At 64.3% G+C, this 19958-nt stretch carries 24 protein-coding genes; 16 read left to right on the top strand and 8 right to left on the bottom strand.

Annotated features, from left to right (window positions below; all coding sequences use genetic code 11):
• Positions 1–100: 100 nt before the first annotated feature.
• The gene (gene ftsY, locus A3AI_RS0106625) at positions 101–1048 is read right to left on the bottom strand and encodes a signal recognition particle-docking protein FtsY (RefSeq protein WP_024514824.1); all 948 of its coding nucleotides are present in this window, start codon (positions 1046–1048) and stop codon (positions 101–103) included.
• A 45-nt stretch (positions 1049–1093) separates the two neighbouring features.
• On the opposite strand from ftsY, the gene A3AI_RS0106630 reads away from it, so the two are divergent.
• Positions 1094–1795 carry an RluA family pseudouridine synthase gene (locus A3AI_RS0106630; protein WP_024514825.1) on the top strand — a complete coding sequence of 234 codons (702 nt, stop codon included), beginning with the start codon at positions 1094–1096 and terminating at the stop codon, positions 1793–1795.
• 160 nt (positions 1796–1955) lie between these two features.
• Here A3AI_RS0106630 and mtaB read toward each other — a convergent pair whose 3' ends face one another.
• Positions 1956–3209 carry a tRNA (N(6)-L-threonylcarbamoyladenosine(37)-C(2))-methylthiotransferase MtaB gene (mtaB, locus tag A3AI_RS0106635; RefSeq protein ID WP_024514826.1) on the bottom strand — a complete coding sequence of 418 codons (1254 nt, stop codon included), beginning with the start codon at positions 3207–3209 and terminating at the stop codon, positions 1956–1958.
• Positions 3210–3213: 4 nt separating this feature from the next.
• Positions 3214–4080: a diaminopimelate epimerase gene (gene dapF / locus A3AI_RS0106640; protein WP_024514827.1), complete on the bottom strand. Its 867-nt coding sequence runs from the start codon at positions 4078–4080 to the stop codon at positions 3214–3216.
• A gap of 166 nt (positions 4081–4246) precedes the next feature.
• Between dapF and A3AI_RS0106645 the strand changes: the two genes are divergently transcribed.
• Positions 4247–5020: a GyrI-like domain-containing protein gene (locus A3AI_RS0106645; RefSeq protein WP_024514828.1), complete on the top strand. Its 774-nt coding sequence runs from the start codon at positions 4247–4249 to the stop codon at positions 5018–5020.
• 5 nt (positions 5021–5025) lie between these two features.
• A complete protein-coding gene (locus A3AI_RS0106650) occupies positions 5026–5739 on the top strand; it encodes an SIMPL domain-containing protein (RefSeq protein WP_024514829.1) in 714 nt (237 codons plus the stop codon).
• A gap of 25 nt (positions 5740–5764) precedes the next feature.
• Here the strand turns inward: A3AI_RS0106650 and A3AI_RS0106655 are convergent, their stop codons facing one another.
• Positions 5765–6760: an MBL fold metallo-hydrolase gene (locus tag A3AI_RS0106655; protein WP_024514830.1), complete on the bottom strand. Its 996-nt coding sequence runs from the start codon at positions 6758–6760 to the stop codon at positions 5765–5767.
• Between the two features lie 309 nt (positions 6761–7069).
• Between A3AI_RS0106655 and ffh the strand changes: the two genes are divergently transcribed.
• The 8 genes from ffh (at position 7070) to A3AI_RS0106700 (ending at position 14161) form a co-directional block, all read left to right on the top strand.
• On the top strand, positions 7070–8626 hold the full coding sequence (gene ffh / locus A3AI_RS0106660) for a signal recognition particle protein (protein ID WP_024514831.1): 1557 nt from the start codon (positions 7070–7072) through the stop codon (positions 8624–8626).
• 102 nt (positions 8627–8728) lie between these two features.
• Positions 8729–9061, top strand: coding sequence for a 30S ribosomal protein S16 (gene rpsP / locus A3AI_RS0106665; protein ID WP_024514832.1), 333 nt, complete (start codon positions 8729–8731; stop codon positions 9059–9061).
• A 12-nt stretch (positions 9062–9073) separates the two neighbouring features.
• Positions 9074–9601 carry a ribosome maturation factor RimM gene (rimM, locus tag A3AI_RS0106670; protein WP_024514833.1) on the top strand — a complete coding sequence of 176 codons (528 nt, stop codon included), beginning with the start codon at positions 9074–9076 and terminating at the stop codon, positions 9599–9601.
• 119 nt (positions 9602–9720) lie between these two features.
• Positions 9721–10803: a zinc-binding dehydrogenase gene (locus A3AI_RS0106675; RefSeq protein WP_024514834.1), complete on the top strand. Its 1083-nt coding sequence runs from the start codon at positions 9721–9723 to the stop codon at positions 10801–10803.
• A 10-nt stretch (positions 10804–10813) separates the two neighbouring features.
• Entirely contained in the window at positions 10814–11548 is a 735-nt protein-coding gene (trmD, locus tag A3AI_RS0106680; protein WP_024514835.1) for a tRNA (guanosine(37)-N1)-methyltransferase TrmD, read from the top strand.
• Between the two features lie 122 nt (positions 11549–11670).
• Positions 11671–12051 carry a 50S ribosomal protein L19 gene (rplS, locus tag A3AI_RS0106685; protein ID WP_024514836.1) on the top strand — a complete coding sequence of 127 codons (381 nt, stop codon included), beginning with the start codon at positions 11671–11673 and terminating at the stop codon, positions 12049–12051.
• A 369-nt stretch (positions 12052–12420) separates the two neighbouring features.
• Positions 12421–13827, top strand: a complete 1407-nt coding sequence (leuC, locus tag A3AI_RS0106695; RefSeq protein ID WP_024514837.1) for a 3-isopropylmalate dehydratase large subunit — start codon at positions 12421–12423, stop codon at positions 13825–13827.
• Positions 13828–13927: 100 nt separating this feature from the next.
• On the top strand, positions 13928–14161 hold the full coding sequence (locus A3AI_RS0106700; protein WP_024514838.1) for a hypothetical protein: 234 nt from the start codon (positions 13928–13930) through the stop codon (positions 14159–14161).
• Positions 14162–14252: 91 nt separating this feature from the next.
• Here A3AI_RS0106700 and A3AI_RS0106705 read toward each other — a convergent pair whose 3' ends face one another.
• Positions 14253–14543: a hypothetical protein gene (locus tag A3AI_RS0106705; protein WP_245286849.1), complete on the bottom strand. Its 291-nt coding sequence runs from the start codon at positions 14541–14543 to the stop codon at positions 14253–14255.
• 195 nt (positions 14544–14738) lie between these two features.
• Positions 14739–15056, bottom strand: a complete 318-nt coding sequence (locus A3AI_RS0106710) for a hypothetical protein (protein WP_024514840.1) — start codon at positions 15054–15056, stop codon at positions 14739–14741.
• A gap of 113 nt (positions 15057–15169) precedes the next feature.
• Between A3AI_RS0106710 and A3AI_RS0106715 the strand changes: the two genes are divergently transcribed.
• The 4 genes from A3AI_RS0106715 to A3AI_RS0106730 all read left to right on the top strand — a co-directional run bounded on the left by A3AI_RS0106715 (position 15170) and on the right by A3AI_RS0106730 (position 17662).
• A complete protein-coding gene (locus tag A3AI_RS0106715) occupies positions 15170–15568 on the top strand; it encodes a metallopeptidase family protein (RefSeq protein ID WP_024514841.1) in 399 nt (132 codons plus the stop codon).
• A 129-nt stretch (positions 15569–15697) separates the two neighbouring features.
• Entirely contained in the window at positions 15698–16303 is a 606-nt protein-coding gene (gene leuD / locus A3AI_RS0106720) for a 3-isopropylmalate dehydratase small subunit (protein ID WP_024514842.1), read from the top strand.
• Positions 16304–16391: 88 nt separating this feature from the next.
• Complete coding sequence (locus A3AI_RS0106725; protein WP_024514843.1) at positions 16392–17180, top strand: glycosyltransferase family 32 protein; 789 nt, start codon at positions 16392–16394, stop codon at positions 17178–17180.
• Positions 17181–17248: 68 nt separating this feature from the next.
• Complete coding sequence (locus tag A3AI_RS0106730) at positions 17249–17662, top strand: hypothetical protein (protein ID WP_024514844.1); 414 nt, start codon at positions 17249–17251, stop codon at positions 17660–17662.
• Positions 17663–17762: 100 nt separating this feature from the next.
• Here A3AI_RS0106730 and A3AI_RS0106735 read toward each other — a convergent pair whose 3' ends face one another.
• Positions 17763–18641, bottom strand: a complete 879-nt coding sequence (locus A3AI_RS0106735) for an HpcH/HpaI aldolase/citrate lyase family protein (protein WP_024514845.1) — start codon at positions 18639–18641, stop codon at positions 17763–17765.
• A 103-nt stretch (positions 18642–18744) separates the two neighbouring features.
• On the opposite strand from A3AI_RS0106735, the gene A3AI_RS0106740 reads away from it, so the two are divergent.
• Positions 18745–19398 carry a carbonic anhydrase gene (locus tag A3AI_RS0106740; RefSeq protein ID WP_024514846.1) on the top strand — a complete coding sequence of 218 codons (654 nt, stop codon included), beginning with the start codon at positions 18745–18747 and terminating at the stop codon, positions 19396–19398.
• Between the two features lie 2 nt (positions 19399–19400).
• On the opposite strand, the gene A3AI_RS0106745 is transcribed toward A3AI_RS0106740, so the two are convergent.
• Positions 19401–19952 (bottom strand): TIGR00645 family protein, encoded by a 552-nt coding sequence (locus A3AI_RS0106745; RefSeq protein ID WP_024514847.1) that lies wholly within the window; start codon positions 19950–19952, stop codon positions 19401–19403.
• Between the last annotated feature and the right edge of the window lie 6 nt (positions 19953–19958).

Genomic DNA, 19958 nt, shown 5'->3' on the forward strand with positions numbered 1-19958 from the left:
CGCGAAATGATGATCGATAGCCGAACGCGCCGCTCTTCCTCAGCCCGTGGCGCGGGCGTACTGGATGCCTTGCCTGCGCTGGTAATGACAAGAGAAAAATCTAACTTTCGATTCCCGCAACCGCCTTGGCGAAATCCCTTGCAGTGAACGGAGCGAGATCGTCTACACCTTCGCCGACGCCAATGAAATGCACCGGCAGTTGGTGTTTTTCGGCCAGCGCAACCAGGATTCCGCCGCGTGCGGTGCCGTCAAGCTTGGTCATCGCGAGGCCCGTGACGCCGGCAGTGCGGTGAAATGCCTCAACCTGCGACAGCGCGTTCTGGCCGACGGTCGCATCGAGCACGAGCAGCACCGCATGCGGCGCCGTCGCATCGACCTTCCTGACGACGCGAACGACCTTTTCGAGCTCGTTCATGAGCTCCGCCTTGTTTTGCAGCCGGCCGGCGGTGTCGATCAACAGCACGTCGCGCTGCTGCTCTTTCGCCGTACTGAGCGCATTGAAGGCAAGGCTTGCGGCGTCCGAGCCTTGCGCGCCCGCGACAACGGGCGACTTGGTGCGCTCGCCCCAGACCTTGAGCTGCTCGATGGCGGCGGCACGAAACGTATCGCCGGCTGCCAGCATCACGCTGCGGCCTTCGGCGGAAAATTTCGCGGCAAGCTTGCCGATGGTCGTGGTCTTGCCGGAGCCGTTGACACCGACCACCAGGATCACGAACGGCTTCCTGGCGGCGTCGATGACCAGCGGCCGCGCCACCGGCGCCAGCACCTTCTCGACTTCCGTGGCAACGACGCTCTTCACCTCTTCAGCGCTGATCGCCTTGTCGTAGCGGCCGGTGCCGACCGCTTCGGCAATGCGCGCAGCGACCGCGGTGCCGAGATCGGCTTGCAAGAGCACGTCCTCGATGTCCTCGAGCATCGCGCGGTCGAGCTTGCGCTTGGTGACGAGGTCGGCGACCGCCGTGCCAAGCGAGGATGAGGTGCGCTTCAGCCCGTTGGAGAGCCGCCGCCACCAGCTCAATTTGGGTGTTTCTGCGGTGGTGTCGTTCATGGGGGGTGTGTTAGCCGTTCCTCGCACCAAACGAAAGACTTGCACTTGAACGATGTTCCCGAACTGACGGCAGAGCAAATCCAGGCCCGCGTGCTCCACCGCGACGGGTTGATGCTGGTGATCGACAAGCCGGCGGGGCTACCCGTCCACCGCGGCCCCAAGGGTGGCGCCAATCTGGAGGCGTCCTTCGACGCGCTTCGCTTCGGCCTGCCGCGGCCGCCCGTGCTCGCCCATCGGCTGGACAAGGACACCTCGGGCTGCCTGGTTCTGGGACGCCACCGCAAGGCGACGGCCTCGCTCGGCCTCTTGTTCAAGCACGGCAAGATTGCCAAGACCTATTGGTCCGTCGTGGAAGGCGGCCCTGCTGCCGATGCAGGCACCATCGAGCTGCCGCTTGGCCGTCTCAATGCCGAGCGCGGCTGGTGGCAAAAGCCTGATCCGGACGGCCAGCCGGCGGTGACGAAATGGAAAGTGTTGGGCCGCGCTGACGGTCTCACCTGGCTCGCCATGGAACCCGTCACCGGCCGCACCCATCAATTGCGCGTACACGCGGCCTCCCAGGGCTGGCCGATCGTCGGCGACAATATCTACGGCAACGGCCCGCGCTTCGGCGAGCCGGTGCTGCACCTGCATTCACGCGAGTTGGTTATCCCGATTTCGAAGAACAAGGACCCGGTGCGCGCGGTCGCGCCGGCCCCGGAGCACATGCATGAGCGGCTGCGTGCGTGCGGGTGGAATGGGGAGTGATCTCTCCACTCGTCGTGGCCCGGTTTGTCTCGACCGTCCACGTTAGTTTGCCCGGTCATTCCGGGATGGTCCGAAGGACCAGACCCGGAATCTCGAGATTCTCAGATGTGTAACAGCACATCAGAGTTCGGTGCCAAGCATCGCCCGGAATGACAGTGCGCTAGGCCAACAGCCGGGCCCCATCATGGCCGGTCATCGCAAGCCGACGCACCTTGCCCGGTGTATCGCTGGATATGGCAACTGGCAGATAATGCTCCGTCCGCCCCAGCTTCTCGCTCTCGATCAGCACATCACGCGTCTTGCCGATCTCCGACCCCAGCCGCTGCCGCAAAGCCGCCTCGCCCGCGGCGCGCAGCCGTTTCGCACGCTCCTTGATCAGACTGCTTGCGACCTGCGGCATGCGCGCGGCCGGCGTGCCGGGGCGCGGCGAATAGGGAAAGACATGCAGGAAGGTCAGCCCACACTGCTCGACCAGATCTTCCGAGCGCTTGAACGCCTCGTCCGTCTCGGTCGGGAAACCCGCGATGATATCGGCCCCCAACGCAATATCCGGCCGCAGGCGCCGCACCTGGGCGCAGAAATCGATCGCGTGCTGACGCAAATGGCGCCGCTTCATCCGCTTTAGGATCAGGTCGTCGCCCGATTGCAGCGATAAATGCAGATGCGGCATCAACCGCTCGTCGCCGGCGATGACGTCAAGCAGATCGGCATCAGCCTCGATCGAATCGATCGATGAAATCCGCAAACGCCGCAGCTCCGGCACGTGCCGGAGGATCTGCCTGGTCAACGTCCCAAGCTTCGGCGCGCCCGGCAGGTCCGCGCCATAGCTCGTCAAATCGACGCCGGTTAGCACGATCTCGGCATGGCCGCGCTCAACCAGCGCGCGCACCTGGTCGACCACCGCGCCCATCGGCACCGAGCGCGAATTGCCGCGTCCAAAGGGGATGATGCAGAAGGTGCAGCGATGGTCGCAGCCGTTCTGCACCTGCACGAACACCCGCGGCAAACCGCTCTGGAAGCCGTCGACCAGATGAGGCGCCATTTCCGTCACGGCCATGATGTCGCTGACCGCGATCTTCTCGGCCGCCTCGACATCGAACGCAGCGCGCGCCGCGCGCCAGGCGGAGCTGCGCATCTTGTCGTCATTGCCGATGACGCGGTCGACCTCGCCCATGTCGGCAAACATCTTGGCTTGCGTCTGTGCCGCGCAACCGGTCACGACAATGCGCGCAGCCGGTCGCTCGCGCTTCAGTCGCCGAATTGATTGCCTCGCCTGCGCCACGGCCTCGTTGGTCACCGCGCAGCTGTTGATGACGACGGTGTCGGAAAGCCCTGCGCCTGACGCCTCGCGCGCGATGACCTCGGACTCAAATGCATTGAGGCGACAGCCGAAGGTGATGACCTCGATGCTCATCGCGTCACGCGACGCCGGCGAACAGCGCCGGATCGAACTGCGCCTCATATTCGAAGGTGGCAGGTCCGGTCATCAGCACATGATCGTCGCGCTCGCGCCATTCGATCGAGAGCTTGCCGCCGGGAAGGGTAATCTCCACCGTGCGATTGGCGCGCTTCAGGCGGGCCGCCGCCACCGCAGTGGCGCAGCCCGCCGAGCCGCAGGCTTTTGTCAGCCCCGCGCCGCGCTCCCAGGTGCGGATGGTGATGTGGTCGCGGTCAACGATATGGGCGAGGGTGATGTTGGCGCGCTCCGGGAAAATCGGATGGTTTTCCAGGAGCGGCCCGAAGCGGCCGAGGTCGTAGGCATTGACGTCGTCGACCCAGAAGATCGCGTGCGGATTGCCCATGCTGACCGCCGAGGGCGAATGCAGCAGCGGCGCATCGATCGGCCCGATCTGCAGCTCGATATAGCGGGTGTCGCGAAATTCCTCGGCCAGCGGAATGTCCTGCCAGCCAAACTTCGGCGCGCCCATGTCGACGGTGTAGAGATCGGGCGTGGGCCCCTGCCAGCAGCTCAACAATCCTGCCTTGGTCTCGAAGGTTGCCGTGCTCTGCCCGGTCGCCTCGAACAAGCGACGGACCACGCAGCGCATGCCGTTGCCGCAGGCGCCGGCTTCGGATCCGTCATTGTTGTAGATGCGGATGAAAGCCTCGGTGCCGTCCAGCCGCGGCCTCGAGAGCACCATCAGCTGGTCGTAAGGAACATGCGCTGCAACCGCGCGCGCCTCCTCCGGCGTCACGGCAGCCTTGCCGTCGCGCAGGTCGACGACGACGATCTCGTTGCCGATGCCGTTCATCTTGGCAAAGGCATGGTTGGCAAGCACGCTCATGAAAATATCCAAATTGTGTCCGCCTTATATGGCGAGAGACGAGGCGCTGACCAGCCCGCAGGGCAGCAAAGGCAGCATGACTCATCTGTTATGGGACGAAACGCCAGTCAGCGTGTTAGACAGCCATGCTTCGCCGGCGCCATCAGCCGGTTTTGGAGAATACCGAATGAATTTCCGTATGTTCCGCCTCGCTCTGGCCGCGTTGGCGCCGGCCGCGCTGGCGTTTTGGGCAGGTGAGGTGCTGGCGCAGGCGCCCTCCCCGACGCCGACGCCAGAGGTCTCCGCAAGTCCCTCGCCCGCGCCGAGCGCAAGCCCCGCCCCCGCGGCAAGCCCGGCCCCCGCGGCGAGCGCCAGCCCCGCCCCTGCGGCAACGCCAGCGCCGGCCGCGAGCGCCTCGCCGGCGCCAGGCGCTTCACCTGCGCCCCCGGCCCCGCCGGCCGCCGCGCAGAACCCACCCCCGGCAGCGAATGTGCAGGCCGCCGATCCCTTCGGCCAGGAGATCAAGCTCGAGGCGAAGAAGGTCGTGATCGCCAAGGGCAGCGCCAATTGGGACGCCGCCTTCGACACGCTGGTGGATTCGCTGAAGGCAGTGAGCACGCTGCTCGACAAGCAGGGCATCAAGCCGTCGGGCAATCCGCTGATCGTCTACACCTCGACCGACGACACCGGCTTCACCTTCCTTGCCGAGATCCCTGTTGACCAGGAGCCGAAGAATCTGCCTAAGGCCATGAGCATGGGCCAGTCGCCGGAGGGCCGCGCGCTGAAATTCGTCCATCGCGGCTCCTACGACAACATGGACAACACCTATGAGGCGATCACCAATCACCTCGACGAGAAGAAGCTCGAGGCCAAGGACACCTTCATCGAGGAATACCTCACCGATCCCATCAAGACGGCTGAGGACAAGCTCGTGATCAATGTCTACGTGCCGCTGAAGTAGGCTCCATGAAACACGCCCTCGCTCTTGCCGTGACTGTTGCCTGCGCCTCGCTCTACGCAGCGCCGGCACTGGCCCAATCGGATATCCCACCGGCGATTTCAGTCACGGGCGAAGCCTCGGTCTCGGTATCGCCTGATCTCGCCCTCCTCGACGCAGGCGTCGCCTCCGACGGCAAGACCGCGCGGGAAGCGTCCGACGCCAACAACACCGCGATGGCCAAAGTGCTGGCAGCGTTGAAGACCGCCGGCATCGAGGACAAGGATGTTCAGACCTCGCGCCTGTCGCTGCAGCCGCAATATGCGCCCAACCGCTCCGGTCCTTCTGCAATCACGGGCTACCGCGCCAGCAACCGCGTGACCGTAAAGCTGCACGACGTGAGCAAGGTCGCGAGCACGATCGACGCGCTGGTCGGCGCCGGCGCCAACGACATCGGCAATGTCAATTTCACCGTGTCAAAGGCGTCCGAGCTGCTCGACCAGGCCCGCGACAAGGCATTCGCCGACGCCAGACGCAAGGCGGAGATCTACGCCAGGGCCGCCGGCGTGACACTCGGCACGCCCCTCTCCATCGCCGAGGAAGGCGCGCCCACGCCGATGTTCCGTGCCAAGATGCTGGGCGCCGCTCCGATGGCGATGGCTGCCCCGACACCGATCGCGCAAGGCGAGGAAACGCTGTCGGTGACGGTCGCCGTGTCCTGGGGGATCAAGGCATCGCAGTAATAGTCCGTCGCCAGGACGACCGAGTCTAAATCTCCACCACCTGTCCCGGCTTTAGCACCGCAAACCGCTCGCGCGGGATCTTCGCCGCGTCGAGCGCCTCGGCCAGCGCCAGCGCCGGTGCGTCGATGGCTTCATCGGTGAGCTGGAACGTGCCGTGGTGATGAGCGAGCGCGGCTTCCGCCCTGCAATCGGCCAGCGCCTTCACAGCATCGGCCGGATTCATGTGCTGGTCGCGCATGAACCAGCGCGGCTCATAGGCGCCGATCGGCAGCAGCGCGAGCCGCAGAGGTCCATGCGCTTCCGCCACATGGCGGAAATGCTTGCCCTCGCCGTAGCCGGAGTCGCCGACGATGTAGATCTTGCCCGCTTGTGTCTCCAGCACGAAGCTTGCCCACAGCGCGCGGTTGCGGTCGAACATCCCGCGCGCCGACCAATGATGGGTCGGCACCAGAGTCACGGCAACGCCACCGCCGATTTCGACGCGGTTGTGCCAGTCGTAGCTCTCCGCTTTGATCGCCACGTCGGCCGCCCGCATGGCGAGATCATTGCCGAGCGGCGTGATCACGCGCGGCGCAAATGTCTTGGCGAGCCGTGAGAGCGTCGCAACATCGAGATGGTCGTAATGGCCGTGCGAGACCAGTACGGTGTCGATGCGCGGCAGCGCCGGGAAGGCAATGCCGGGATCATTGTGCCGCTTCGGCCCGGCCCATCTGACGGGCGACACCCGCATCGACCAGACCGGATCGACCAGGATGTTCAGACCCGCGGTCTGGATCAGCCAGCTCGCATGGCCGACAAAGGACAGCCGGACCTTGCCGCCATCGACCCGCGGCGGCGGGGTATCGGAAAAGGCGTTATCGACCCATTCGGGCCATTTCACCCGCTCCCGCTCGCCGCCGAACTGCCAGCGCAGCACCTCGCGCAGCTTCTTTGGCGGCGCGCCCTGGGGATCGAAGAAGCGCTCCCCGTCAAAATGATCGGATTTGGGTCCGGAATAGGTCTTTTCGTTGCGGCGGCTCATTTCATTCTCGATTGAGCCAGAAAACGCCGTTTCCGCAAGAGGCAGCCAATCGGCGAGACCGAAACGCACGGCGTTTCGGGCCGAGTTTCCTTGACTTTTTGGCCCTCCGGGGGTTTAACGCAGCCCGTTCATCGGAAAGTGTACTCTTTTCGAGCCACCGCCCGGTCCAAGAGGCCGGAGGTCAACGCCCGACAGCGCTGTGCGCCCTCGGGCGCGAATGTGTTTTGTGTGGTGCTTTCGCCCGGTGTGGAAGCGCTTATTTGGGCGTCATGTCCCGCTGGTCTGCGGGCAGGACAAAGGACAACGGCATTGTTCGACAATCTGTCGGAAAGGCTTGGCGGCATCCTCGATCGTTTGACGGGGCGCGGTGCGCTGACCGAAAAGGACGTCGATGCCGCAATGCGCGAGGTGCGGCGCGCTCTCCTGGAAGCTGACGTCGCGCTGGAGGTGGTGCGGAGCTTCATCGAGAAGGTCCGCGAGCAGGCGATCGGCGCCACGGTCGTGAAATCGGTCACGCCCGGCCAGATGGTTGTGAAGATCGTCCATGACGAGCTCGTCGCCACCCTCGGCGCCGACGGTCAGACCATCGACCTCAACGCCGTGCCGCCGGTTCCGATAATGATGGTCGGTCTCCAAGGCTCCGGCAAAACCACCACCACCGCAAAGCTCGCGCGCCGCCTCACCCAGCGCGACAAGCGCAAGGTGCTGATGGCTTCGCTCGACGTCTACCGTCCGGCGGCCATGGAGCAGCTGGCGGTGCTGGGACGCGATCTCGACATCGCGACGCTGCCGATCGTCGAAGGCCAGCAGCCGACTCAGATCGCGAAGCGCGCGATGGAGGCCGGCAAGCTCGGCGGCTATGACGTCGTGCTGCTCGACACCGCCGGCCGCACCACGCTCGACGAAGAGATGATGGCCGAAGCAGCCGCCATCAAAGCCGCCGCCAATCCGCATGAAGTGCTGCTGGTCGCCGACGCCCTGACCGGCCAGGACGCGGTCAACCTCGCCCGTTCGTTCGACCAGCGTGTGGGCCTGACCGGCATCGTGCTGACCCGCGTCGACGGCGACGGGCGCGGCGGCGCGGCGCTCTCGATGCGCGCGGTCACCGGCAAGCCGATCAAGCTGATCGGCACCGGCGAAAAGACCGACGCGCTGGAGGAGTTTCACCCCAGCCGTATCGCCGGACGCATCCTCGGCATGGGCGACGTGGTGTCGCTGGTCGAGCGAGCTGCAGCCTCGATCGACGCCGAGAAGGCCGCACGCACTGCGGAACGCATGCGCAAGGGCCAGTTCGACCTCAACGACATGCGCGAGCAGCTGTCGCAGATGGCGAATATGGGCGGCATCAGCGGCCTGATGGGCATGATGCCCGGCATTGCCAAGATGAAGAACCAGATCGCGGCCGCCGGCATCGACGACAAGATCCTGAAGCGCCAGGTTGCGATCATCGACTCCATGACGCGCGACGAGCGGCGCCATCCGGATGTTCTCAAGGCCAGCCGCAAGAAGCGCATTGCCGCCGGCGCCGGCCAAAGCGTCGAACAAGTCAACAAGCTCCTCAAGATGCACCGGAACATGGCCGACGTGATGAAGGCCATGGGCTCCGGCAAGCGCGGTCCGCTCGCCGGCATCGCGCAGGCCATGGGCTTTGGCGGCGGCGGTGGCGGCATGCCCTCGCCCGAGCAGATGAAGGCGATGGCCGAGAAGATGAAGGGCGGTGGTGGCCTGCCGGAAGGCATGCCCAATCTGCCGAAAGATCTTCCCCCGGGGCTGCGCACGGGCCTTCCCAACCTGCCCGGGCTCACCGGCCTCAGCGGCAAGCCAACCCTGCCCGGACTCGGCGGTTTCCCGGGGAAGAAGAAATGAGGGGCGCACACTCTCTCACCGTCGTCCTCAGGAACGCGCCTGGAAAGATGACGGACCAACTTTCAATTGATTGAACTTCAGACGAACAAACAGGAGAACCAAATGTCAGTCGTCATCCGCCTCGCTCGTGCGGGCACCAAGAAGCGTCCGGTCTATCATGTCGTCGCCGCCGACTCGCGCTTTCCGCGCGACGGCCGCTTCATCGAGCGCCTCGGTCATTTCAACCCGCTGCTGCCCAAGGACAATGAGGGCCGCCTGAAGCTCGACATGGACAAGGTCAAGTCGTGGCTCGCCAAGGGTGCGCAGCCGTCGGACCGCGTGATGCGCTTCCTCGACGCCGCTGGCGTGAAAAAGCGCGAAGCCCGCAACAATCCGGAAAAGGCCGTGCCGCGCAAGGAGCGCAAGGCGCAGGCCGAAGCTGCTGCCAAGGCCTAATCGCGGTCGCGCGTGACGGCGCCCGCACAAGTCTGTGTCGCCCGGATCGGCGCTGCGCATGGTGTGCGCGGCGCCGTGAAGCTTTGGACCTTCACCGAGGACCCCTTCGCGGTGAAGCGGTACGGGCCGCTCTCAACCAAGGACGGCACGCGGAAGTTTGAGATCGCAAGCGCGCGGGAGGCCAAGGACCACCTGGTCGCGCAATTCAGGGGGATAGCGACGCGCGACGAAGCGGAGCGCCTCAACGGCCTGGAGCTTTATGTCCCCCGTGACAAGCTGCCGGCCGCTGACGAGGATGAATATTACCACGCCGACCTGATCGGGCTTGCCGCTGTTACCACGACGGAAGAGTTGCTCGGCCGTGTCGTCGCCATTCACAATTTCGGCGCCGGCGACATCCTGGAAATCGCGCCGCCACAGGGCGCGACCATGCTGCTGCCCTTCACCAATGCCGTGGTGCCGACGGTCGATATCGCCGGCGGCCGTGTGCTGATCGAATTGCCGCAGGAAGTCGAGGGTGACGGGCCGGAGGCTGGCTGAGTAGCCAATACCGGCTGCAATCGCGTAAGCTCCCTCCTTCGTCTCTCGCGAAACCCAGGACCTATGCTTATGGGTCCCGGCTGTTCGGCCCGGACGACAGAGAGTTTGGAATCTGGCACATGCCCAAAACCCACAAAGCCTGGCGGCTGCACGCGCACAACGATCTGCGCTTCGATACGGTTGAAACTGTGCCTCCCGCGCCGGATGGCGTGCTGGTGCGCATCGAGGCGGCCATGGTGCTGTCCTATATGGGCCGCGTGCTCACGGGCGCGGTGCCCTACAGCCTGCCGCCGATGCCCTTCGTGCCCGGCACCAACGCCATCGGTCGGGTGGTCGGGACCGGCGGCGATGTCAGCCATGTGCAGAGCGGCGACCGGGTTTTCCTGAGCCCGCATCTTCGCGCCGATGTGCCCGACCGCGAGCCGCCGCAGATCCTGATCGGACTCACTGCAACCGTGACCACGGATGCGGCGCTTGCATTGCAGACGCGCTGGCGCGACGGCGTGTTCGCGGAAATCGCGCATTGGCCTGCCGCCTGCGTCACACCGCTGTCGAGCCTCGACGACAGGCCCGCGACCGAGCTGATCGGATTGGCCAAGCTCATCGTGCCTTTCGGCGGCTTGCAGCGAACCGGCTTGCGTGGCGGACAGACCGTCATCATCAACGGCGCGACCGGCTATTTCGGCTCGGGCGCCGTGATGCTTGCGGTTGCGATGGGCGCGGGCCGCGTCGTCGCGGTCGGGCGCAAACAGGCCGCGCTGGAGCAATTGCGCGACGCCTTCGGCCCGCGCGTGATCCCAGCTGTCGCGACGGGCGACCCGGCCATGGACCTCCCCACCATCCGCCGCGCCGCGGGTGGCGGCGCCGATGTCGCGCTCGATCTCCTGGGTAGCGCCAAGAGCACCGCGACCACGCTCTCGACCTTGCGTGCGCTCAAACGCGGCGGGCGACTGGTGCTGATGGGCAGCGCAGAGGTGCCGCTGGAATTGTCATTCCGCGAGATGCTGGCAAATGACTGGGAGGTGGTCGGGCAATTCATGTACGAGCGCACCGCGCCCGGCGAGCTCGCAACCCTCGCTGCCGAGAACCTGCTCGACCTGAAGAAGATCGTCGTGACGAGTTTTCCGCTCGCCGATTTCAAACGCGCCGTCGAGGCCGCCGCCCTGATGCAGGGCCTCGACCTTACGGCTGTAATCCCATGAGTCGAAGCCGATGAGCGGGACTCCAATCTGGCGGGCAACCGTACTGACGCTATTCCCGGACATGTTTCCGGGTCCGCTTGGTGTCAGCCTGGCCGGCAAGGCGCTCGCCACGGGGCTCTGGGCGCTCGAGGCGCGCGACATCCGCGCTTCCGCAACCGACAGGCATCGCAGCGTCGACGACACACCGGCAGGCGGCGGCCCCGGCATGGTGCTGCGGGCCGATGTCCTGGCGGCGGCGATCGATGCCGCCGATATCGGGCCGGACCGGCCGCGGCTGCTGATGAGCCCGCGGGGTCGGCCATTGGCCCAGCCCCTGGTGCGGGAACTCGCCGAAGGTCCCGGCGCCCTGATCGTCTGTGGCCGCTTCGAGGGGGTCGACCAGCGGGTGATCGAGGCAAGGGGCCTCGAGGAGGTTTCGATCGGCGATTACGTGCTGTCCGGCGGCGAGATTGCTGCCATGGCTCTGATCGATGCCTGCGTCCGGCTGCTGCCGGGGGTCATGGGCAAGGCGGACTCGGCGGCTGAAGAAAGCTTTTCTTCTCCCCTACTTGAATACCCGCAATACACCCGTCCGCAGCTGTTCGAAGGACGCCCGATCCCCGAAATCCTCACTTCCGGCGACCATGCCAAGGTTGCGGCCTGGCGGAAGACTGAAGCCGAGTCACTGACCCGGGCCCGACGCCCGGATCTCTGGGCCCAGCGGCCTAATACGGGTGGCCGCACAAAAAACACGACAGACGGGTGACAAACGCTGGGCTTTGCCTTATAGGAGCGGCCAATCCGACAAGTCGCAGGATGATAGGACGCTCGCGCTAGCCCGCGCTTGAACTCAAAGCCGCCGGGCGCGCCGCCGATGGAGATTTAGCCGTGAACCTGATTCAGCAGCTCGAAAAAGAGCAGTACGACAAGCTTGCCGCCACCAAGGAAATCCCGGATTTCGCGCCTGGCGACACCGTGATCGTCAACGTCAAGGTGGTCGAAGGCGACCGCACCCGCGTGCAGGCCTATGAAGGCGTCTGCATCGGCCGCTCTGGCCAGGGCATCAATGAGAGCTTCACCGTGCGCAAGATTTCGTACGGCGAGGGCGTAGAGCGCGTGTTCCCGGTGCTGTCGCCGATGATCGACTCGATCAAGGTTGTGCGCCGCGGCAAGGTTCGCCGTGCCAAGCTTTATTATCTCCGCAATCTGCGCGGCAAGTCGGCCCGGATTGTCGAGAAGCAGGACCGCGCCACGGCGGTTGGCGAGTAAGCGCCAGCTCTCAGAGTTGACGAAAAGCGCGGGGCTGGCCCCGCGCTTTTTTGTTGGCGCGTTCCTATGTAATGGCGGAAATCACGCCTTCCGCTGGTCATGCGGACCAGAGCAGGTCCGCCGATCGATCGATTGTCCCAGCCGCAAGGCCTGTGTTAGAAATTTAGAATGGTTTTGGATTCAACCAGCGTGGCCTGCCGGCGCATCGTGATCGACGATCGCTCGCGCCTGCCCAGCCGCTTCTTCGGCCGTTTCGCGACGTCTGCGACGTCGGAGCTTACGCGCGCGTTTTGACGCAAACCGCTTCCTGTCATTTCCCGGCGCCTACACGCCACCCGATCACAAAATTTATGCCTGGAGCTTGTGCTCATGTCCAAACCGACCACGCTGTACGACAAGATCTGGAACGACCACCTGGTGCACGAAGCCGAAGACGGCACCTGCTTGCTCTATATCGACCGCCATCTGGTCCATGAGGTGACCTCGCCGCAGGCCTTCGAAGGCCTGCGCGTGACCGGCCGCAAGGTCCACGCGCCGGAGAAGACGCTCGCCGTCGTCGACCACAACGTGCCGACCACCGATCGCACCAAACCGAACCCCGACCCCGAGAGCATCGAGCAGATCCGCGCGCTCGCCGACAATGCGCGCGATTTCGGCATCGAATATTACAACGAGTTCGACAAGCGCCAGGGCATCGTCCACGTCATCGGCCCCGAGCAGGGCTTTACGCTGCCCGGCACCACCATCGTCTGCGGCGACAGCCACACCTCGACCCACGGCGCTTTCGGTGCGCTGGCGCATGGCATCGGCACGTCTGAAGTGGAGCATGTGCTGGCGACCCAGACGCTGATCCAGAAGAAGGCGAAAAACATGCGCGTGCTCGTCGACGGCAAACTGCCTGACGGCGTGACCGCGAAGGACATCATCCTCGCCATCATCGGTGAGATCGGCACCGCCGGCGGCACCGGCTATGTGCTGGAATATGCCGGCGAGGCGATCCGTTCGTTGTCGATGGAAGGCCGCATGACCGTTTGCAACATGTCGATCGAGGGCGGCGCGCGCGCGGGTCTGGTCGCACCGGACCAGAAGGCTTACGACTTCCTGCGCGGTCGACCAAAATCGCCCAAGGGTGCCGACTGGGACGCGGCGATGCGTTACTGGGAGCGGCTTCGCTCCGATGACAATGCGCATTTCGACCATGAGATCAGGCTCGATGCTGCCAAGCTGCCGCCGATCGTCACCTGGGGCACATCACCCGAGGACGTTATCTCGGTCACCGGATTCGTGCCCGACCCTGACAAGATCGAGGACGAGGCCAAGCGCATCTCCAAGCATCGCGCGCTGAAATACATGGGGCTCGCGGCTGGGACCAAGGTCACCGACATCAAGCTCGACCGTGTCTTCATCGGCTCCTGCACCAACGGTCGCATCGAGGATCTGCGCGCAGCCGCCAAGATCGCCGAGGGCAAGACGGTCAACGCCAACGTCAACGCCATGATCGTGCCGGGCTCCGGCATCGTGAAGGAGCAGGCGGAGGCCGAAGGGCTGGACAAGATCTTCCTCGAGGCCGGTTTCGAATGGCGCGAGCCCGGCTGCTCGATGTGCCTTGCCATGAATCCCGACAAGCTCAGGCCCGAAGAGCGCTGCGCCTCGACCTCGAACCGCAACTTCGAGGGCCGCCAGGGCTTCAAGGGCCGTACGCATCTGGTGTCGCCCGCGATGGCGGCAGCGGCCGCGATCGCCGGGCACTTCGTCGATGTCAGGGACTGGCGGTAACGCGCTTTTGCTAAAGTCCGCCCGGCTTTGGCAACGACTCGTTAAAGGACCCTCGGCACACTCGCTCCTTGCGCAGGCTTATCTCGCGCAAGGAGCGGCCATGGCTGACAAATCTCGATATGTCGACTTGATCGGCGATGCCACGCGGCAAAAGCGGAGGCGGCGTGAGGAAAGCCACGTCGTCGCCAAGACCGTGTTCGATGAGCCCGAGGAGCCACAGCCCGAACGGCGGCTGAGTAACTGGCCTCCGGCGCGCTTCGCGAAGTGGCGGCTGGAGAATATCACGCCGTGGAAGATGAAGGTGAAGGGCTGGACGTACAAGGACTGGACCTGAGGCGCCAGCGGCAAGTCGCGCACCGCCGACGAGTCCTCCATCGTTCCGGGGCACAAGGGCGCCTGATCGGCGCCCTCTTCATGTCAGCCGTTCACCGATAATGCCGGTGGTGCCAGTGCCGATGGTGCCAATAGCGGTGATGCCAATGGCGATGGTGCCAGCCGCGATGATGCCAGTGATGGTGCCAACCCACCTCGGTGGTCACTTTCGCGCTGTTCTGCACGGCGGTCGCCGCCGCTGGATTGCTCAGCGAAAGCGCCGCCGCACGTTCGATCGGCGCAGTCAGCACGAATGCTGCCCCGACCGCGGCAAGCCCCAAGATCCTCATCCCGTTCATTCCGATTTTCTCCCACCCGATGTCGCGCAGATGACGCACGCTCATCGTGCGCTCCTCACGGAGCAAACTTGAACATGGGGGAGTTGAATGCGGCCTGAACAGTCTTGCCGCAGAGATGAACGATGCAATTCGCGGCGCGCTAAAGCGCGATGAGATTTGGTTGAATCCTCATCGCGCTTTTGGTCTTTGATTGAGCATGATCTTTCCGGAAAACCGCTGCACACTTTTCCGGATCATGCGTTAGCCGGGCCGCCAGAAACAATGCATGCGCGGCACGATGACGGTGCCACTCGGCCGATATTCCTGCACATAGGTGGCATTGCATTCGCGCACGGCGTTCGGGCCGGGAAAATAGCGCGGGTACACCTCGGGCGGGGCTTCATAGTTCGGATAGATGCGCAGCCGCGGCGTCCTGCGCGCCGGCGGAACAGGGGCATCGGTCGGCGCCGCTTGCGCGACGCGCACACCAGAGGACGCGCTCTGCGCCCGGCTGGCTTGCGATGGCAGGACAAGCGCCCCCGCCAGGAAAACCGTAACTACCACCCCGATTGCCTTCATTACGTTCACCCGAATTTATCCCCGCGTTAACTTCTAGCATCCGCCATCGGGCGCAGCCAGCCCCGTCACAAAAGCGAGATGCAGAGTTGCCGAAGGCGCGCTAAACAGGAGTCATGTGGACCGACCTGAAGGCACCCTCGCTCGCCGAAATGGAGGCGATGGCCCACGACGTCTTTGCGCGCCTGCCCGAAGGCTTTCGCGGCCTGTGCGAGGGCGTGATCATCCGCGTCGATGATTTTCCGACCGACGAGGTGCTGGATGACATGGAGTGCGAGTCCGAGTTCGACCTGCTCGGCCTGTTCCAGGGGGTCGGCTTGCCGTTCCAGAGCGGTAGCGATATCGCCCGCCTGCCCAACATGGTCTGGCTCTACCGTCGCCCGATCCTGGACTATTGGGCCGAGCACGAGGAAACGCTGGGCAACATCGTCCGCCACGTGCTGATCCATGAGATCGGCCACCATTTTGGCCTATCGGACGACGACATGGCCAAGATCGAGGCCGGGGCGAGGTAAGGTTGGCATAAGCCGGGGCGCCTATGCCGGAGCCCCTCGGGATTTCTGCCTTTATTATTGGCGCTATCCGCGTTAGACCATCGCCCTTGCCCCTCAAGACTTGCCCTTATGTAGACGGGAAGCGCACCGATGGAAAAGTTCACCAGGCTGGAAGGCGTCGCGGCGCCTTTGAAGATCATCAATGTCGACACCGACATGATCATCCCCAAGCAGTATTTGAAGACCATCAAGCGCACCGGCCTTGGCAAGGGGCTTTTCTCCGAGCAGCGCTACAAGGACGACGGCAGCGAGAATCCGGATTTCGTGCTCAACAAGCCGGCCTATCGCCAGTCCAAGATTCTCGTCGCCGGCGACAATTTCGGCTGCGGCTCGAGCCGCGAGCACGCGCCCTGGGCGCTGATGGATTTCGGCATCCGTTGCGTGATCTCGACCTCGTTCGGCGACATCTTCTACAATAACTGCTTCAAGAACGGCATCCTGCCGATCCGCGTCAGCCAGGAAGACCTCGACAAGCTGTTCGACGACGCCGAGCGCGGCGCCAACGCAACGCTGAGCATCGACCTTGAGAAGCAGGAGATTCGCGGCCCGGATGGCGGCACGGTGAAGTTCGAGATCGACCCGTTCCGCAAGCATTGCCTGATCAACGGCCTCGACGACATCGGGCTCACCATGGAGAAGAAGGCCTCGATCGACTCCTATGAGGACAAGCTCAAGCGCGAGCGTGCCTGGGCCTGATACTCGATCGCCCGGTTTTTCCTTCGCGTTTCTTCACGCGAGCCGGCCTCCACTTCGCTTGAAAACGCTGTGTGTGAGATGGTGACGCATGTTGCCCGACATCGTCACCTTCTGGCACGGCCCGCTCGACCGATTGCGGCAGACCTGTCTGAGGTCTCAGCTGGCTGCCGGCCACAAGGTCACCGTCTATAGTTTCGATCCCATTCCCGGCCTGCCCGTCGGCGTCGGCAATGCCGAGGCCGAAGCGATCCTGCCGCACGCATTTTCGGAACGGTTGCGGCCCGCAGAGCCGGACGGAAGCTGGCGCGACTGGACGCTATTGCAGTTCAGCGACTTCTTTCGCATGCGGCTGATGGCGGTCCGCGCCGGCATCTGGTGTGATGCCGACGTGCTGTTGCTCAAGGCGATCGAGATCGATCCGGCCAAGCCTTACTTCGCCTGGGAGCGGCCGCGCCAACTCGGCAATTCCGTGCTCTGCCTGCCGGCCGACGATCCAATCGTGGCCGCCTACACACAGCTGATGGCAAGCGATGATCTCGAGCCCGACTGGCTCTCACCACGCCACCGCGTTTTGCTCACACTGCGCCGCGTGATCGGCCGTTCCGGCCGCGCTGCCGATCTTCGCGTGGCGATCTTCGGTCCCGCGTCTCTCACCGCGCTCGCGCGCCGCCATGGCGAGCTGCAATACGCGCTGCCGAAGCGATCGTTTTATGCCGTGCATGCGGAGCCGAAGCGCTTCTTCGAGCCCTCGGATTTTTCGGCGCTGATCACGGATCCTGCTGTGACAGGCTTGCACATCTCCCCCAAGGGCCGCGGCAACCAGGCGCCCGTCCAGGGCAGCCTCTATGCCTGGGCAAGCGAACGCTTCGGCGGCTGACCCTCTTTTTGATCCAGCGCAACGACTGCGGCTCTGACCCGTGGTCTCTGGCGAGAAGGAGGTGAGCCATGACCGCTCATGACAAGCCATATCCTCGCGTCGAACTCCTGATCAGCACGTTCGCCGACTGGCTCAAGCACCGCCGCGAGCTGATCGAGATGCGCCGGCTCGACCGCACCGAGTTCGATCGCATCGCCGGCGATTTGCGCGTCTCTCCCGGCGATCTCGACGAGTTGGTCCGGCACGGACCGCATGCCGCCGACGAGCTGCCGCAGCTGTTGAAGGTGCTCGGCATCGACGAGGGCGACCTTGCCGACACCCAGCCGCTTCTGTTGCGCGACATGGAGCGCGTCTGTGCGCTTTGCCTGCACAAGCCGCAATGCGACCACGATCTCGCCGCCGGCACAGCAGCCAATCGCTACAGCGATTACTGCCTCAACGCGCCGACGATCGAGCAGCTCGACCAAGCGAAGGCGAGTTAGAGAGCGTTTTCGAGCGAAGTGGACACCGGTTCGCGTGAAGAAACGCGTCAAAACAAGAATCTAGAGCTCCGGTTCTGATTCAATCAGAACCGGAAATGCTCTAGTTTCCCATAGCCTCGATCGCATCCGCGATCGCGATGGTGCGCCTGGCCATCTCCGCATGCAGCCGCTCGACCATCCGGCCGTCGAGCTGGATCGCACCGCGGGAGGCATTCTCCGGCAATTCGAATGCTGCAATGATCCGGCGTGCCTGTGCCACCTCATCGGCGGGCGGCGTGAAGATGATGTTGCAGGCCTCGATCTGGCCGGGATGGATCAGCGTCTTGCCGTCGAAGCCCAGGTCGAGCGCCTGGCGACACTCCGCGGCGAAGCCCTGCGGGTTGGAGAAGTCGCTGTAGGGACCGTCCAGCATCTCGATGCCATAGGCATGCGCGGCCAGGATGCAGTGGGTGATCATCGGGATCATGGTAGCGCGCCCCGGCACCATCCTGATGCGCGTCTCACGCGCGATATCGTTGGGCCCGAACACGAACCCGGCGAGCCGCGTCTTCGGATCGCGCGAGGCCGCGGCGAGTTCCTCGGCATGGAGGATCGCAGGCGCGGTCTCGATCATCGCCCAGACCGCTAGCGAGCTGGGCGCACCGGCCTCGGCCAGCCGCGCGCCGACATTGTTGAGATCGTCCACGCTCGAGATCTTCGGCACCAGGATGCCATCGGCACCGGATTTCGCCGCCATGGCAACGTCGTCGCGCCACCACGGAGTGTCGAGCGCGTTGATGCGGATCAGGACCTCGCGCTTGCCGAAAGGTTTTATGGCAACCGTTTGCGCGATCAGGTCGCGGGCCTTGGATTTGGCGTCTGGCGCCACGGAATCCTCGAGGTCGAGCACCAGACCGTCGGCCGGCAAGGTCCGCGCCTTCTCCAGCGCCCGCGGATTGGACCCCGGCATGAACAAGACGCTGCGGCGCGGACGGGTCATGGCGTAGTTTCCTCGTGATTATGGGGCCGGAACCGAGCCGATATCACTTTGCCTGCCTAATCGAAAGGCTTGTCATGTTCGCGGCCTATGCTTAGGCATGGGTATGATTACGTTTCCGCAGAGCCTGCTCGACGGCTACCGGGCCTTCCGGACCCAGCGGCTGCCGATCGAACAATCCCGCTACCGCGAGCTGTCGGTGCGCGGCCAGTCGCCCGAGACCATGGTGATCGGCTGCTGCGATTCGCGGGTCTCGCCGGAGGTGATCTTCGACGCCGGCCCCGGCGAACTGTTCGTGATGCGCAACATCGCCAATCTGGTGCCGGTCTACCAGCCTGACGAGAACGCCCATGGCGTTTCGGCGGCGCTGGAATACGCGGTCAACGTGCTGCGCATCAAGCACATCGTGGTGCTGGGCCACGCCCAATGTGGCGGCATTCGAGCCTTCGTCGACAAGATCGAGCCGCTGTCGCCGGGCGATTTCATCGGCAAATGGATGGCGATGTTCATCAAGCCGGGCGAGGTGGTCGAGCAGCGCGCCCACGAATCCATGCAGGATTTCGTCACGCGCATCGAGAAGGCGGCGGTGTTCCGCAGCCTCGAGAATCTGCAGACCTTTCCGTTCGTGCGCGCACGAGTCGAGAGCGGCGAGTTGCAGTTGCACGGCGCCTATTTCGGCGTCGCCGAAGGCTCGCTGTTCGTGCTCGACAAGCAAAGCAAGGAATTCAGGAGCGCCGCAACGGACACGGCGAGTCCATAGGGTTACTCGGCATCGTGATCCGCCGACCAGCGGTCGGACATCGCGAGCAGCAGCGCCGAGATGACGAACACCAGATGCACGGCAACCAGCCAGGTCATCCGCGTGGCATCGAAGGCGTGGTCGATGTTCAGAAATGCCTCCAGCACGTGGATCGCCGAGATCGCGACGATGGAGGCGAGCAGCTTCTGCTTCAGCCCTGCGAAATCGATCTTGGTCATCCAGACCGGCCAGTTCGGATAGTTGGACGTGTCGATGCGGGAGACGAAGTTCTCGTAGCCTGAGAACACCACGATCAGGATCAGGTTGGCGACCAGCACCACGTCGATCAGCGACAGCACGCCGAGAATGGTGTCGGTCGACTTGGCGCCGGGCGCCTCGAGAATGAACTCCCAGAGCATACGAACGAATTTGAGAAGCAGGACGACGATGCTGATGATGAGGCCGAGATAGAACGGCGCCATCAGCCAGCGGCTGTTGAACAGCGCCGTCTCGGCACCGCGCGCGATTGCGTTGCGCATCCTGTCTGGCCGCGACGGAGCCGGGGTCTCGGACATGTGCTC

The sequence above is a fragment of the Bradyrhizobium sp. Tv2a-2 genome (assembly GCF_000472425.1).
GTDB lineage: Bacteria > Pseudomonadota > Alphaproteobacteria > Rhizobiales > Xanthobacteraceae > Bradyrhizobium.

What these genes read in the sequence shown, in the direction of transcription:
- A3AI_RS0106710 (WP_024514840.1), bottom strand. Translation starts at nt 15,056, where the DNA reads ATGAAGGCAATCGGGGTGGTAGTTACGGTTTTCCTGGCGGGGGCGCTT.
- A3AI_RS0106730 (WP_024514844.1), top strand. Translation starts at nt 17,249, where the DNA reads ATGACCGCTCATGACAAGCCATATCCTCGCGTCGAACTCCTGATCAGC.
- A3AI_RS0106650 (WP_024514829.1), top strand. Translation starts at nt 5,026, where the DNA reads ATGAAACACGCCCTCGCTCTTGCCGTGACTGTTGCCTGCGCCTCGCTC.
- A3AI_RS0106745 (WP_024514847.1), bottom strand. Translation starts at nt 19,952, where the DNA reads ATGTCCGAGACCCCGGCTCCGTCGCGGCCAGACAGGATGCGCAACGCA.
- A3AI_RS0106705 (WP_245286849.1), bottom strand. Translation starts at nt 14,543, where the DNA reads ATGAGCGTGCGTCATCTGCGCGACATCGGGTGGGAGAAAATCGGAATG.
- A3AI_RS0106645 (WP_024514828.1), top strand. Translation starts at nt 4,247, where the DNA reads ATGAATTTCCGTATGTTCCGCCTCGCTCTGGCCGCGTTGGCGCCGGCC.
- rpsP (WP_024514832.1), top strand. Translation starts at nt 8,729, where the DNA reads ATGTCAGTCGTCATCCGCCTCGCTCGTGCGGGCACCAAGAAGCGTCCG.
- A3AI_RS0106655 (WP_024514830.1), bottom strand. Translation starts at nt 6,760, where the DNA reads ATGAGCCGCCGCAACGAAAAGACCTATTCCGGACCCAAATCCGATCAT.
- A3AI_RS0106725 (WP_024514843.1), top strand. Translation starts at nt 16,392, where the DNA reads ATGTTGCCCGACATCGTCACCTTCTGGCACGGCCCGCTCGACCGATTG.
- A3AI_RS0106740 (WP_024514846.1), top strand. Translation starts at nt 18,745, where the DNA reads ATGATTACGTTTCCGCAGAGCCTGCTCGACGGCTACCGGGCCTTCCGG.
- leuC (WP_024514837.1), top strand. Translation starts at nt 12,421, where the DNA reads ATGTCCAAACCGACCACGCTGTACGACAAGATCTGGAACGACCACCTG.
- ftsY (WP_024514824.1), bottom strand. Translation starts at nt 1,048, where the DNA reads ATGAACGACACCACCGCAGAAACACCCAAATTGAGCTGGTGGCGGCGG.
- trmD (WP_024514835.1), top strand. Translation starts at nt 10,814, where the DNA reads ATGAGCGGGACTCCAATCTGGCGGGCAACCGTACTGACGCTATTCCCG.
- leuD (WP_024514842.1), top strand. Translation starts at nt 15,698, where the DNA reads ATGGAAAAGTTCACCAGGCTGGAAGGCGTCGCGGCGCCTTTGAAGATC.
- mtaB (WP_024514826.1), bottom strand. Translation starts at nt 3,209, where the DNA reads ATGAGCATCGAGGTCATCACCTTCGGCTGTCGCCTCAATGCATTTGAG.
- A3AI_RS0106715 (WP_024514841.1), top strand. Translation starts at nt 15,170, where the DNA reads ATGTGGACCGACCTGAAGGCACCCTCGCTCGCCGAAATGGAGGCGATG.
- dapF (WP_024514827.1), bottom strand. Translation starts at nt 4,080, where the DNA reads ATGAGCGTGCTTGCCAACCATGCCTTTGCCAAGATGAACGGCATCGGC.
- A3AI_RS0106700 (WP_024514838.1), top strand. Translation starts at nt 13,928, where the DNA reads ATGGCTGACAAATCTCGATATGTCGACTTGATCGGCGATGCCACGCGG.
- A3AI_RS0106675 (WP_024514834.1), top strand. Translation starts at nt 9,721, where the DNA reads ATGCCCAAAACCCACAAAGCCTGGCGGCTGCACGCGCACAACGATCTG.
- A3AI_RS0106735 (WP_024514845.1), bottom strand. Translation starts at nt 18,641, where the DNA reads ATGACCCGTCCGCGCCGCAGCGTCTTGTTCATGCCGGGGTCCAATCCG.